Below are 13,299 nucleotides of genomic sequence, written 5' to 3'. Positions count from 1 at the left end.
ATGTTTGAGCGCATGTCATTCGCCTCCATGCGTCGCGGGCCCGTCATGGTCCGCCGCGGGCGATGAACCCGCTTCGCCCTTGCTTTCGCCTTTCTTCTTCGACCCGAACCTGGCGCTCATGGTCTCGATGACGTAATAGAACATCGGGATGAAGAATACGGCGATGAGCGTGGCGCCCAGCATCCCGCCGATCACACCCGTGCCGATGGAATGCCTGCTATTCGCCGATGCCCCCGTCGCAATCGCGAGCGGCACGCAGCCGAGAATGAACGCGAGCGATGTCATCACGATCGGGCGCAGGCGCTCGGATGCGGCGGTCATCGCGGACTCGTAGATGGACTTGCCCGCTTCGCGGTTGAGCACCGCGAACTCGAAGATCAGAATGGCGTTCTTCGCCGCGAGCGCAACGAGCATGGTGAGGCCGATCTGAAAGTACACGTTGTTGTCGAGCCCGCGCAGCAGAATGGCGAGCAGTGCGCCGAACAAGGCGAAGGGCACGGCGAGCAAGACGCCCATCGGCAACGACCACTTCTCGTATTGCGCGGCGAGAATCAGGAACACCATGACGAGGCCGAAGACGAACACCATCGCCGATGAGCTGCCCGAGCTCTGTTCCTCGTATGCCTGACCGCTCCACGCAATACCGTAGTCCTGCGGCAACGTGCTCGTCGCAATGTCCTGCAGCGCGGCCATGGCCTGCCCCGTGCTGTAACCGGGCGCGGCGTTGGCCGTGATCTTCACCGCGGGAAAATTGTTGAAGCGCGTGATCAGATCGGGACCGGTCACGTACTTGTACGTGACCACGGATTTCAACGGCACCATTTCGCCTGAACTGCCGCGCACGAAGATGCGATTCAAGTCCTCGGGCGTGCGACGCTCCGACGATTCCGCCTGCAGGATCACCTGCCACAGACGGCTGTCCTTGTTGAACTGCGAGACGTAGAGCGAACCGAACATGGTCTGCATCGCGCTGTAGACATCCTGCACCGGAACGCCGAGCGTTTCGGATTTGGCACGATCCACTTCGACCTGAAGCTGTTGCGCGTTGGCGTTGAACGTGGATGTCACGCCCTGCAATTCGGGCCGTTGCTTCGCTTTCGCCAGATAATCCTGCACCCTGGCCGATATCTGCGCGCTGCCCGCATCGCCCTTGCTTTGTATCCACATCTCCAAACCGCCCGTCGTGCCAAGGCCCGGAATGGAAGGCGGATTGACGGGCAGCACGATACCCTGACTCACCGTGGACAAATTCTTGTACGCGCCGAGCAGCACGGCGCGCGCATTTTGCGTGCGAATGTTCGCGGACGAGTAGCGCTCATCGAAACTCTTGAAGCCGACGAAGAACGTACCCGCGTTGTTCTTCGTCTGACTGTCGAGCAGGCTGAAGCCATCCACCGTGGTGATACTGTCCACGCCTGGCTGCTTCATGAAGTAATCGGTTACGCGTTCCGAGACTTCTCCGGTGCGGTCGAGGCTCGCGGCATCGGGCATGATCACCGCGCCGAGCAGATACCCCTGGTCCTCGGGCGGCAAGAAGCTCGTGGGTATCGACTTCACCATCCAGATCGAAAGGCCGATCATGCCCGCGAAGATCAGCAACATGAGGACCGAGCGCTTGATGACGAACGCCACCGAGCGCGAATAACCGCGCGTCATCTTCGCGAAGCCGTTGTCGAACCACACGAAAAAGCGCGCCTTTTTGCCATGCTCGGGCTTGAGCAACAGCGCCGCGAGCGCGGGCGACAAGGTCAACGCAACGATCCCGGAGAACACCACGGATATGGCGATCGTGATGGCGAACTGCTTGTACAACTGCCCGGTGATGCCACCGAGAAACGCCACGGGCACGAACACCGCGCACAGCACGAGCACGATAGCGACGACCGGTCCAGAGACTTCGTCCATTGCGCGCTTCGCGGCTTCTTTCGGCGGCAGCTTGAAGACCGTCATGTTGCGCTCGACGTTCTCGATCACGACGATGGCATCGTCCACCACGATCCCTATCGCCAGCACCATCCCGAACAACGTGAGCATGTTGATGGAAAAGCCGAGCAGCGACATGCCCACGAACGTGCCGACGATCGACACCGGCACCGCCAGCACCGGAATGAGCGTCGCGCGTATGCTCTGCAGGAACAGATACACGACGATCACCACGAGCACGAGTGCTTCGAAGAAGGTGTGGATCACATCGGCGATCGAAGCGCGCGTGAACTCGGTGGTATCCATCGAAACGCGATAGTCGATCCCTTCCGGAAATGACTTCTTCATCTGTTCGAGCGTGGCGCGCACTTGCTTCGATACATCGAGCGCGTTCGCGCCCGGCTGCTGATACACGGCGATCACCGTTGCGGGCTTGCCCTGAAAGCGGCTGCGGATCGAGTAATCTTTCTGTCCGAGTTCGACGCGCGCCACGTCTTTCAAGCGCACGATAGCGGCGCCTCCGTTCTGCGCGCGAATGATGATGTTCTCGAACTCGGCAGGCGTGGCGAGCCGTCCCGTGGTGGTGACGGCGAACGACTGCTGCACGGGCGTGCCCGTCGGCGATTGTCCGATACTGCCCACCGCAAACTGCTGGTTCTGATTGGACACCGCGCTCTGCACTTGAGAAGGCGTCACGCCGAGCTGTGCCATGCGTTCGGGCTTGAGCCAGATGCGCATGGCGTAATCCGGAAAGCCGAAGATGCTCGCCTGATTCGCGCCGGGAATGCGCTTCAGTGCATCGAGCACGTAGATGTTCGCGTAGTTGGCGATATATGTCGCGTCGTAGCGGTTGCTCGGCGAATAGATGGCGATCACCATCATGAACGCCGACGACTTCTTCTGTACCTGCACCCCTTGCGCCTGCACCGATTGCGGCAACTGCGGCAGTGCAAGGTTCACGCGATTCTGCACGTCCACTTGCGCGAGTTGCGGGTTGGTGCCGATATCGAAGAACACGTTGAGCGTCATTTGTCCCGTCGATGAGCTCGACGAGTTCATGTAGATCATGTTGTCCGCGCCGTTCACCTGCTGCTCGATCGGCGCGGCCACGTTGTTGGTGACGACATCCGCGCTTGCGCCGGGATACTGAGCCGTCACCGTGACCTGCGCGGGCGTGATGTCCGGATACTGCGCGATCGGCAACGCGAGCATGGCGATGACGCCCGCAAGCGTGATGACGATCGACACGACCATCGCGAAGATAGGCCGGTCGATGAAGAAGTGAGAGAATTTCATGGCGGCCTTCGCTCACTTCGCCTGTTGGGCTGGCTCGACCTTGATGGTCGCTTCGCCTGGCGGCGCAACGGGCGCGGCATCGCCCTTCACGTTGACGGGCGCGCCCGCGGACACGCGTATCGCGCCATCGACGATCACGCGGTCGCCCGCGCGCAGACCATCCGATATGAACCAGTTGTCGCCGAGCCAGTCGCCCACCTCCACCACTTGCTCGCGCGGCGTCTTGCCGTCCTTGTCGAGCAACCATACGTAGTGGCTTTTCGCGCCCTGCAACACGGCGCGTTGCGGCACGAGAATGGCGTTCGGCCGCGTGAGGCCATGCACCAGCGCGCGCACGAACTGGCCGGGGCGCAACTGCCCGGCCTCGTTCGGCAGCACCGCGCGCACGAGGAACGTGCCCGTGTCCGTGTTATACGAAGGCGCGAAGAAATCGACCGGGCCGGTATCCGGATAGCGCGAGCCATCGGCGAGAATGACTTCGACGATATAACGCTTGTCAGCGGGCGCGGTCAGGCGTCCTTTCGCGATCTGATCGCGATAGCTCAAGACCTCGTTTTCCGAAAGGCTGAAGTTGATCCACATGGGATCGAGTTGCGCGACGGAAGTCAGCAGGCTCGAATTGCCTGCCGAAAGATAGCTGCCTTCCTGCATGCGCGCATAGCTCGACAAGCCAGTGAGCGGACTCTTGATGGTGGTGTAGCCCAGATTGAGTTCGGCGTTCTGTACTTCGCCTTGCGCGGCGATCACCGAAGCCTGTGCGGATTTCTCGTTGCCGATGGCGTCGTCGAGATCCTTCTTGCTGACGGCGTTCAGCGCTTCGAGCGGACGCACCCGCGCGAGATTCGCCTTGGTCACGGTGAGCCGCGCCTGCTGTTGCGCGAGCTGGCCGCGCGCGGTTTGCAGCGAAGCCTCGAACGGCTTGCGATCCATCTGGAACATCACCTGCCCTGCTTTCACGAGCGCGCCTTCGGTGTAGAGGCGCTTTTCGAGGAAGCCTTCCACGCGTGCGCGGATCTCCACTTCGCGCGAGCTCTGCGTCTGCGCGACGAATTCGAACGTGACGGGCGTGTCGTGGCCTTCGACGGTCATCACGGTGACTTCGGGCGCGGCGGGCTTGGGCGCGCTCGCTTGCTTCTCGCATGCCGCGATGGCGAACATCAACGAGACGCCGACGAAGCGCATGCCCGCGCGCCGCCAGCGCACGAACGCCGACGAAGCCGGAGCGGGGGCTTTGAAGATCCGCAAAGGTGAAGTCGGCATAAGTGTCTCCGCTCGCGTGGCTCGCGTCTATTGCACGGTGTAGCCGCGTCCCGTCATGCAGGCGGACACGGCCCGGTTGAAGGTCGTCATCTCCTGCGAGACCTGTTGCTGATTGGCCTGCTGCTGCGACGCGGCCGCACGCCGCTGCTGCCGTTGATGCACCCCGCCCATTACTGCACCGCCCGCCGCACCCGCTGCCGCGCCCTTGCCCGCGTCACCGGCTATCGCACCCATCGCGGCGCCCGCTGCCGCCCCGCCCGCCGCGCCACGCACGCGTCCGCCCTGTTGCTGCGTTGGCGGTGGCTGGTTAGCCTGCTGCGCGAGTGCCATCGGATCGATACCGGTGTTCTGCTTCGCCCATTGCTGGCATTGCGATACGTCATTGCCCTGCTGGCTCTGGCTTTGACCGCGCGCCGGGTAATAGATCGCCTGCTGCGCGGCTGCTTCGAGCGTTACCGCGGTCGCAAGCATGAGCGCCAAGCTCGATGACAGGCGCACGCGCCGGCTCCGCGCGGTTTGAAACGTGCTGTTCATTTCGGTACTCCCTCTCAGTGTTTTCGTCGATGCCTGACCGTCTGCGTCACGCAACCGGCCCTCGTTCCATGTGTCGTCGTTTTATGCGGTGCCGGGAAGGACGTCATGGCGCCTCGCGCACGCGTGCAATGGCCGCGCGCACCGCGCCGATGAACACTTCGTCGTCGAATGGTTTATGCAGATAGGCCGCGGCTCCCGCGGCGAGCGCCGTATCGCGCACGGCGGGATCGTCGTGAGCCGTGACGAAGACGATCGGCATGTCGGTGCCCGCCAGACGCCGTTGCACTTCCAGCCCGTTGATGCCTGGCATCTGCACGTCGAGCACGATGCAGTCGGGCCGCCATGCGGCGTCGTTTTCGTCGAGTGCGGCGAGCAACGCGTCGCCCCTGCCGAAGCTCGCCGACGCCATGCCGGCCGCACGCAGCAGCCGCTTGAGTGCCCGGCAGACCGATTCGTCGTCATCGACCACGGCCACGGTTGGCGTCGCATCGCTCATTGGATCAGGCGTGAAGTTCGGCAGCACCACGAGGCGCTGTGTCCACGCCCCGGCTCTTGATTTCTCGCTGGAGAATAGGCGCGCAGCTCTTGAACCGGTATTGGACTTTAGTCCCATGAGCGCGGTGAGGAATAAAGCGGGGACCCGGTCCGGGAAGAAAACCGGGACCGACCGCTAAATTCGAGATACGAATTCCGCTATAGTCTGCGGCTTCACGCGCCGGAGGGGTCGGCGATGTGTCGTTGAAGGTATGTCGTTGAAGAGGAGAATCCGATGAAAACCATCCATCACCTATGTCAGGGCGGCTCGGCCGCGGCCATGTTGCGCACGGCGTTGCGCAATCCCGTCATCGATATCCTCGACGATGGCTCGATCGGCCCGCTCGTCGATGTCGACACCGGCTCGCCCGATGCGCGCGTCGGCTTCATGAAGGCGCTCTACGCGTGCGGCGGCTTCGATCCGCAAGACGAAGCGTCGATGGACTGGTATGGCGAGTTACGCGACATGAACCGGCGCCTCGCCGACCTGACGACTCAGGCGTCCGAGGTAGTGATCTGGGCCGAGGCAGGCGATGTGGAACAAGCGCTGCGTCGACGCGCGCACTGGTGGCTGCGCGACGCGGACGTGCCCGTGAGCGAAATCGATGCGAGCCTGCGCGCCGTGGCTCGCGCGATTCCCAAGGGACAAGCGCTGGCGCTGGATGTCGGCGCGGCCGCCGCGCTCGTCGCGGCACGCAAGCCCGCAAGCGCCGGCCTGCGCGCGCAATTCGCAAACGAATGGGCCGCGCTCAAGGAAGATGGCGAGGCCGTGCGGGTGTGGGAAGACGGCAAGCTCGCTTCGCATCCTATCGATCATTACGACGCGGACTTCATCGCGCTCGCGTCGGGCGCCCCGGCCAAGCTCGCAAGCAGCGAGATGCTTGGCGCGGCTATGCATCGTTCGGGACGCAGCGATCTCTTTTGCAAGTGGCGCTTTGCCCGCCTCATCGAGGCAGGCAAGTTGACGGTAACGGAAGGCGACGCCCACGATCTCGACTCGGTGTGGATCGTAAAGAGTTAAGCGTCGGGCGTTCGAATCTCACCCCGCAAAACGCGGCTCTGGAAGGCCTGTCACGCCGAGTCCCGTCACCGCGAAAAGACCACCCTTGTCGCGCTCTTTCTGCGGAATGCCCCACATCGGGCGGCCCATCGTCGTGACGTAAAGAATGTCGAGATTCGGGCCGCCGAACATCACGCTCGTCAGATTGCGAACCGGAAACGGCACGACACGGTCGAGCGAGCCATCGGGCGCGAAGCGCAGGATGCGCCCGCCGAACACCAGCGCGGACCATACGTAGCCTTCGGAATCGACCGTCGCGCCATCGAATGTGCCGGCCATGTCGCGCGCGGAAGCAAACAGCCGCTTGTTCGATATGGCGCCCGTTTCGATGTCGTAGTCGTACGCGTACATCTCCTTGCTATACGTGTCGGTGAAGTAGAAAGTGCGGTTGTCCGGGCTCCAGCATGGACCGTTCGAACAACTGATGCCGCTGTCCAGATGCGCGATCTTGCCGTCCGTATCGAGCCGATAAAGTCCGCCGCTTTTGGTGGAACGCTGGCCGCGATCCGCAAAGTAGCGATCGAAGTCGTAAGACATGGTGCCCGCAATGAACCGCCCTTGCCGATCCACCTTGCCGTCGTTGAAGCGCGTTTCGGGATCGTCGCTTTCCGGGTCGCCTATGAACTGCACCGTCTGCGAGTCGAAATCGTAGAAATGCAGCCCGTTCGCGAGCGCGACCACCGCGCCGCCTTGTTCGCGCAGCGCCATGGAACCGATATGACGCGGCACGAAGTAGCGTTCGACCTCGCTGCCATCGGCGCGGCAGCTATAGATTTCGGCGGCGGTACTGTCGATCCAGTAGAGCTTCTCCTCCTTCACGTCCCAAAGCGGTCCTTCACCCAGATGATTGTTGGCATCGACCAGCAAGCGGGTTTCGGGCATCGTCGTCTCCTTCCTGGTTGTGGCGTGGCTACGCCTTGTCCTTGTCCGCGAGGCGGTGAGCGATCAACGCCATCAGCCTGCGATCGCGCCAGCTACTGCGGTTTTCGATCTGATCGCGCGGCAGAACGGCGCGGCGTTCGGCGTCGAGCTTAGTCAATATCTCTTCGGGCCAGTCGAAAGGCACGCGCGTCGCCGTGATGTTGCGATACGTGCCGCCATAGCGCGCCGCGTAATCCGCGACGCCGCCTGGCGCGTTCAGATCGATCGTTTCGAACGGACCCATGAACGACCAGCGCATGGCGAGACCATCGCGCATGACCGTATCGAGGTCGGCCGCCGTGGCGTAACCCTGCGCATAGAGACTGAGCGCTTCGTCGAGCACCGCGCCTTGCAGGCGGTTGAGCAGGAAGCCCGAAATTTCACGATTCACGGTCACGGGCTTCTGTCCCGCCGCTTCGTAGATGGCGCGCGCTCGTTCGATCGCTTCGGGCGCGGTCCACGGCGCGCCGCATAGCTCGACGAGCGGCACGAGCGAAGGCGGATTCACCGGATGCGCGACGAGGCAGCGCGCGCCGCCCTTCAAGCCTTGCGTAAAGGTCGATGCAGGCAGGCCCGAGGTCGAACTGGCAAGCAGCGCATCGGGATGAGTCAGGCGGTCGAGTTGCGCGAATAGTTCGCGCTTGGGTTCGACCATCTCCGCGATGTTCTCCTGCACGAGAGCCGCGTCGGACACGGCTTCTTCGAGCGACTCGCAAGTCTTGATGCGCGCGACGATGGCATCGGTCGACTCGTCGGTCAGCTTGAACGACGCGAGGTCGTCCACGCTTTCCCGTATCGAAGCGATCGCGCCGTTCAGCATGTCCTTCGACGCATCATGCAGATTCACGCTGAAGCCCGCGCGCGCAAACACGATGGCCCACGCCCTGCCGATGCGTCCGGTACCGATGATCGCTATTTGCCTTGGGTTCATTTCTTGTGTCTCCTCCGGTTTTTATGAGCGGCTCGTCAACCTCGCTTGTCGCGCAACGTAATCACCGCGGCGAGAACGACGAGGCCATTGATGATGTCGCGGACCGCTGGCGGCACGGTCGTGCCCGCGAGCAAAGTGCCGAGCGCGGTAAGCAGAAGCGCTCCGCCGAACACGCCGAGATAGTGACCGCGTCCGCCCGTGATGAGCGCGCCGCCGACCACGACCACGGCAATGGAAGGCAAGAGATAAGGATCGCCCATGCCGAGAAACGCCTGCGAACTGAAGCCCGCGAGCAGCAAGCCGACGAGCGCGGAACACAGACCCGAAAGACAATACACCGCGATCAACGTGGAGCCGACGCGCACGCCGGAAAGACGCGCGGCAATCGGCGAATTGCCGACCGCATAGACGCGCCTGCCGAACGGCGTCCGATGCAACAACAACAAGGCAATCGCGAGAAACAGGGGCACGCTCCAGGCGGCTAGCGACAGCGGACCGAGACGAGCATTGACGAACTCGCTGATCACGGACGGCGTCCAGCCTTGCGGTGAGCCATTGCAATAGATGAGCGTGAGACCTTGCAGCAGGCCGTTCGCCGCCAGCGTCACGACAATCGGCGGCAAGCCGAGCATGACGACGCCCACGCCGTTGAAGATGCCCACGAGCAGGCCCACGCCGAGCACGACCGGCACCGCCCAGACCGCGGCGCCGTTCAAGCCATGCGTGAGTCCCGTCAACAGTACGCCCGATAGCGTGATGAGCCACGGCATCGACAGATCGAGACCGCCGGTGAGAATGACCGCGCCTTGACCGAGACCGAGGACCGCGAGAAACAAGGTCAGCGTGAGCAGGCTGCTATAGAAGTTCGCGCTGATCAGCACGCCCGGACCATAGACGAAGCCCGTGATGACGACCACGCCGAAGAACAGCAGGTACGCGGGAATCACGTACTTGACCCATTCGCGATTGCGCTCGATCCAGTCCGGGATCGCGCGGCCCTTCAACTCCTTGTTCTCGATGGGACGATAATCGCCGACTTCGAACGCCACGTGCCGCGCATGGCCGTCATCGCGTGCACGCGTGCCCGTTCGCACGGCCTTGAGCCATTGCGAAGCCTGCCGCGCGCACTCGTGCGCCGCCGACTGCTTGCCGATGGAAGAACCGAGCACCGCGAGAATCAGGATCACGGCTTCGGCAATCGTCGTGAAGAACGCCGATACGTTCAAGACGAGCAGAATGTTCACCGTGATCATCAGCGTCATTGCGGCGAACACGCTTCCAACGCAACCGCCACGACCGCCACCAAGCAACGTGCCGCCGAGCACGACCGCCGTGAACATGGAAAGCAGGAGCGGGCGGCCGACGAGCGGATCGGCCGAGCCCGTCTGCGCCGACACGTATAGGCCCGCTGCCGCGTAGAACATGCCTGCGAGCGCATAGGTCGCGATGCGATAACGCGTGACCGGCATGCCGTTGGCATACGCGCCATCGGGGTCGCTGCCAAGCGCATAGAGACCGACGCCAAAGCGCGTGCGCTTGATGAACGACCACACGAGCAAAGCCACGACGAGCAGGACAGCCGACATCGGTATCTTGTCGGGAATCAGGTCGGCCGTGAGAAAGCCGCCGAATTGTTCGCCGATGCTGCCGCCCGGCTTGTTCTGGATGAGCAGCGTGACGCCTTGCACCATGAACATCGTCGCGAGCGTAACGACAATGGATTGCAAGCGGAACCACGCGATCAGCGCGCCGTTGACGAGGCCGATGCCGCCGCCTATGGCGATGATGAGCGCGACGCCCGCCCACTGCTCGACGGGCGAGCCTTGCACGAAGCGCACCGCGAGCACGTTGGCCAGCGACACGACCGCCGACGCCGACAAATCGAACCCGCCCGACAGCACGACGATGGTCTGCCCGATGGCCGCGAGCGCGAGCGTCGTGCTGCTCGATATGACCGAACCGATGTCGTACATGCCGACCGGCGTGGCGGATAGCGCGACCCACGCAATGAGCATGGCGAGCAACGCACCGATCGCGATGATGAGCCCGCGATGATGGTCGATGCGTGCGCCGATTCCCACGCGCGCGCCGGGCCTCACGATCTCGCTTTCTGGCGACGCTATGGCTATTTTCATATGCAACTCCTCAACTGGATAGCATCTTGCGCATCACGTTCTCTTCGGTAAGCGCCTCGCCTTCGAGCTCGCCCGCATTGCGGCCGCGATACATCACCGACACGCAGTCGCACACGTTGACGAGTTCGGGCACGTCCGTCGAATAGAACAGCACGGAGCCGCCCGCCGCCGCGAACGCACGCATCAAAACGAATATCTGATGCTTGGTGCCTACGTCGATACCGCGCGTCGGGTCGAACATGAGCCACACGCGGCTTTGCGTGAGCAGCCATTTGGCCATCGCGATCTTTTGCTGATTGCCGCCCGAGAAAGAAAGACACGGCTTGTAGAGCGCACGCGGATTCACTTCCATCTGCGCAAGCGAGCGGCGTATGGCCGCCTGTTCGCGTTTGCGGTCGATCAAGCCGAAACGCGAGTAGCGTCCGATCACCGGCAGCGATACGTTCTCGCCGCCCGGCAAGCGCAGGAACAAGCCTTCGGTCTTGCGGTCTTCAGGCAGGAAGCTCGTCGCGACGCCGGCCTTGAGCGAATCCGCCGTGGACGTCAACGTAACCGGCTTGCCGTCGATACGAATCTCGCCATCGTCGATGAAGCTCGCGCCGAAGAGCGCCTCGAACATCTCGCGCTGGCCCATGCCCTGCAACGCCGCGATGCCATGCACTTCGCCCACTTTCAGCTTGAGATCGAAGTCGCTCACGACGCCATCGACACGTATGCCGCGTGCTTCAATTGCAGGCGCGCCGTGGTTCTCCGTCAGCACAGGCGGCGTGACCTTCGGCGGATACTTCGCTTCCATCGAGCGGCCGATCACGAGACGAATGACTTCGTCATCGGAGATATCGGCGGTATCGAAAGCACCGACGTCCTTGCCATTCCGATACACCGTGAGGCTGTCGCAGAACTCGCGCACTTCCTGCATCCGGTGCGAGATGAACACGAAGGTCACGCCCTGCGTCTTCATCTCGTCGATACGGCGCGAAAGCCACGCCACGTCGCGGCCCGATAACGCGGAGGTCGGTTCATCGAGCAGCAACACTTGCGGCGCGCGCACGATGGCCTTGGCGATCTCGATCTTCTGCCGCACCGGCAACGACAGGTCGCGTATATAAGCGCCAGGACGCACGTCTGACAGTTCCAGCTTGTCGAGCCATTCGGCCGCCTGGCGTTGCGCCTCGCGCTTCCTGATGCGCCCGAGAAAGCCGGTCGGCTCGTACGACATCAACAGATTCTGCGCGACGGTGAGATCGCGCACGAGTGTCATCTCCTGAAACGCGGTCTGCACGCCCGCCCGATGCGCGTCCTTCGGGCCTTTCATCGCCACGTCCCGACCCATCACGCGAATGCTGCCGGCGTCGGGCTGCATGAGACCCGACAGCAGCTTCACCGTGGTGGACTTGCCCGCGCCGTTCTCGCCGAGCAGCGCATGCACCGCGCCGCGTTTGACGGAGAACGACGCCCCGTCGAGCGCGACAGTGGCGCCGAAGCGCTTCGTCACGTTCGACAGGTCGATCGCAAGGGATGTCATCGCTTGCCTCCCTTAACCTTTAGATGTCGCTCAGTCCTGATTGCCGGTGAGCGCCGCGTTGAAGCCCACTTCCTTCGTGTCTTCCGAATAGATGTCGGCGAACCAGCCCGGCGGCACCTTGTCCGGCATGAAGGCCGTGCAGCCCGCCTTCAGTTCCTCGATACTGCCCGTCTTGCACAGCTTCGAATCCTGCGTGAGCACGAGCGGGAGCTTGAGTGTCACGCGCGGCGGAAAGTCCTTGCCGTCGAGCTTCTGCACGGCCATCTTGAGCGCCATGGCGCCCGAGTACGGCGGCGCGCCATACGAGATCGAGCGATACCCGATCGAGCGATACGTGCCCTCGCCCTTGACCGTTCCCGGCGGCAGCATCTGCACACGATGCCCGTTCGACGATTCGCCCGCGCACGGCTTGATCTTGTCATCGGCGATACCGGCTTCGAGCTGCATCGACGCCGCCGTGAAGCAGCCGACCTGCATCCACAGGCCGTCGATCTTGTCCCAGCTATTCGTCGCGAGAATCTTCGAGAGTTCCGTGCGCGCCGTCGCCTGGCTCCACATGCCGGTGCCTTCGGCGACTATCTTGATGCCGGGGAACTTCGCGAACACGGCCTTTGCCGCTTCGGTGCGCGCGCGGTCCACCGACGTGCCCGGCACGCCGTTGACGACCACGATATTGCCTTTGCCGTTGATGGTCTTCGCGAGCCATTCCGCGGTGACGGTGCCTGCCTGATGCTGATCGATGGTCACGTTATGCGCGCACGGCTCGGTCACTTCGCCGTCGTAGGCCGCGACCACCACGCCCTTGGAACACGCGTTCTTGATCGCGCGATTGAGCGCCGTCGGCGAGATCGGATAGATCACGATGGCTTTCGCGCCTGCCTGCACCATCGAGTTGATCTGCTGAATCTGCTTCTGTGCGTCGGTGCCCGCGACCTGCACTTCGAGATCGACTTTGTCCTTGAGCGCGGGCGTGTTGGCCATTGCCTTCACCATGTTCGCGGCTTCGGTCTGCCAGTCGTTGCCGACATAGCTCATCGACAGAAACACCTTGTACTTGTCCGCCGCTGCGGCCTGCCCTGTCATCGCGATACCGAGCGTCGTCGCGAGCGCCAAACCGAACGCCGTGCGTTTCGCACGACGAATTGTCTGCGTCAATGCTTTCATGTCTTCCTCCGGGTCT

The 13,299-nt window shown here is 62.9% G+C and carries 10 protein-coding genes; 1 reads left to right on the top strand and 9 read right to left on the bottom strand.

Annotated features, from left to right (window positions below; translation table 11 throughout):
• Positions 1 to 15: 15 nt before the first annotated feature.
• The 4 genes from P9292_RS15280 to P9292_RS15265 form a co-directional block, all read right to left on the bottom strand.
• Positions 16 to 3,219, bottom strand: coding sequence for a multidrug efflux RND transporter permease subunit (locus P9292_RS15280; RefSeq protein ID WP_309959846.1), 3,204 nt, complete (start codon positions 3,217 to 3,219; stop codon positions 16 to 18).
• A gap of 12 nt (positions 3,220 to 3,231) precedes the next feature.
• The gene (locus tag P9292_RS15275; RefSeq protein WP_409015380.1) at positions 3,232 to 4,401 is read right to left on the bottom strand and encodes an efflux RND transporter periplasmic adaptor subunit; all 1,170 of its coding nucleotides are present in this window, start codon (positions 4,399 to 4,401) and stop codon (positions 3,232 to 3,234) included.
• Between the two features lie 105 nt (positions 4,402 to 4,506).
• Positions 4,507 to 5,013: a glycine zipper domain-containing protein gene (locus P9292_RS15270; RefSeq protein ID WP_250493692.1), complete on the bottom strand. Its 507-nt coding sequence runs from the start codon at positions 5,011 to 5,013 to the stop codon at positions 4,507 to 4,509.
• A 103-nt stretch (positions 5,014 to 5,116) separates the two neighbouring features.
• Positions 5,117 to 5,509, bottom strand: coding sequence for a response regulator (locus P9292_RS15265; protein WP_309964044.1), 393 nt, complete (start codon positions 5,507 to 5,509; stop codon positions 5,117 to 5,119).
• 273 nt (positions 5,510 to 5,782) lie between these two features.
• Between P9292_RS15265 and P9292_RS15260 the strand changes: the two genes are divergently transcribed.
• Positions 5,783 to 6,568, top strand: coding sequence for a DUF3658 domain-containing protein (locus P9292_RS15260; protein ID WP_309959844.1), 786 nt, complete (start codon positions 5,783 to 5,785; stop codon positions 6,566 to 6,568).
• Between the two features lie 18 nt (positions 6,569 to 6,586).
• Here the strand turns inward: P9292_RS15260 and P9292_RS15255 are convergent, their stop codons facing one another.
• Genes P9292_RS15255 through P9292_RS15235 form a run of 5 tightly spaced genes read right to left on the bottom strand, consistent with a single transcriptional unit; the run spans position 6,587 to position 13,283 of the window.
• A complete protein-coding gene (locus P9292_RS15255) occupies positions 6,587 to 7,489 on the bottom strand; it encodes an SMP-30/gluconolactonase/LRE family protein (RefSeq protein WP_250467483.1) in 903 nt (300 codons plus the stop codon).
• Between the two features lie 28 nt (positions 7,490 to 7,517).
• Positions 7,518 to 8,459, bottom strand: a complete 942-nt coding sequence (locus P9292_RS15250) for a 3-hydroxyacyl-CoA dehydrogenase (RefSeq protein ID WP_250510363.1) — start codon at positions 8,457 to 8,459, stop codon at positions 7,518 to 7,520.
• Positions 8,460 to 8,494: 35 nt separating this feature from the next.
• Entirely contained in the window at positions 8,495 to 10,594 is a 2,100-nt protein-coding gene (locus P9292_RS15245; RefSeq protein WP_250467485.1) for an ABC transporter permease, read from the bottom strand.
• 10 nt (positions 10,595 to 10,604) lie between these two features.
• Entirely contained in the window at positions 10,605 to 12,119 is a 1,515-nt protein-coding gene (locus P9292_RS15240; protein ID WP_250467486.1) for a sugar ABC transporter ATP-binding protein, read from the bottom strand.
• A 30-nt stretch (positions 12,120 to 12,149) separates the two neighbouring features.
• A complete protein-coding gene (locus tag P9292_RS15235; protein WP_244828735.1) occupies positions 12,150 to 13,283 on the bottom strand; it encodes a sugar ABC transporter substrate-binding protein in 1,134 nt (377 codons plus the stop codon).
• Between the last annotated feature and the right edge of the window lie 16 nt (positions 13,284 to 13,299).

This window comes from Caballeronia sp. LZ001, assembly GCF_031450875.1.
Classification (GTDB): domain Bacteria; phylum Pseudomonadota; class Gammaproteobacteria; order Burkholderiales; family Burkholderiaceae; genus Caballeronia.
The sequence above is the reverse complement of the archived record's forward strand: the minus strand, read 5'-3'. Positions and strand labels throughout refer to the sequence as shown.

What these genes read in the sequence shown, in the direction of transcription:
- P9292_RS15280 (WP_309959846.1), bottom strand. Translation starts at nt 3,219, where the DNA reads ATGAAATTCTCTCACTTCTTCATCGACCGGCCTATCTTCGCGATGGTC.
- P9292_RS15275 (WP_409015380.1), bottom strand. Translation starts at nt 4,401, where the DNA reads ATGCGCTTCGTCGGCGTCTCGTTGATGTTCGCCATCGCGGCATGCGAG.
- P9292_RS15270 (WP_250493692.1), bottom strand. Translation starts at nt 5,013, where the DNA reads ATGAACAGCACGTTTCAAACCGCGCGGAGCCGGCGCGTGCGCCTGTCA.
- P9292_RS15265 (WP_309964044.1), bottom strand. Translation starts at nt 5,509, where the DNA reads ATGAGCGATGCGACGCCAACCGTGGCCGTGGTCGATGACGACGAATCG.
- P9292_RS15260 (WP_309959844.1), top strand. Translation starts at nt 5,783, where the DNA reads ATGAAAACCATCCATCACCTATGTCAGGGCGGCTCGGCCGCGGCCATG.
- P9292_RS15255 (WP_250467483.1), bottom strand. Translation starts at nt 7,489, where the DNA reads ATGCCCGAAACCCGCTTGCTGGTCGATGCCAACAATCATCTGGGTGAA.
- P9292_RS15250 (WP_250510363.1), bottom strand. Translation starts at nt 8,459, where the DNA reads ATGAACCCAAGGCAAATAGCGATCATCGGTACCGGACGCATCGGCAGG.
- P9292_RS15245 (WP_250467485.1), bottom strand. Translation starts at nt 10,594, where the DNA reads ATGAAAATAGCCATAGCGTCGCCAGAAAGCGAGATCGTGAGGCCCGGC.
- P9292_RS15240 (WP_250467486.1), bottom strand. Translation starts at nt 12,119, where the DNA reads ATGACATCCCTTGCGATCGACCTGTCGAACGTGACGAAGCGCTTCGGC.
- P9292_RS15235 (WP_244828735.1), bottom strand. Translation starts at nt 13,283, where the DNA reads ATGAAAGCATTGACGCAGACAATTCGTCGTGCGAAACGCACGGCGTTC.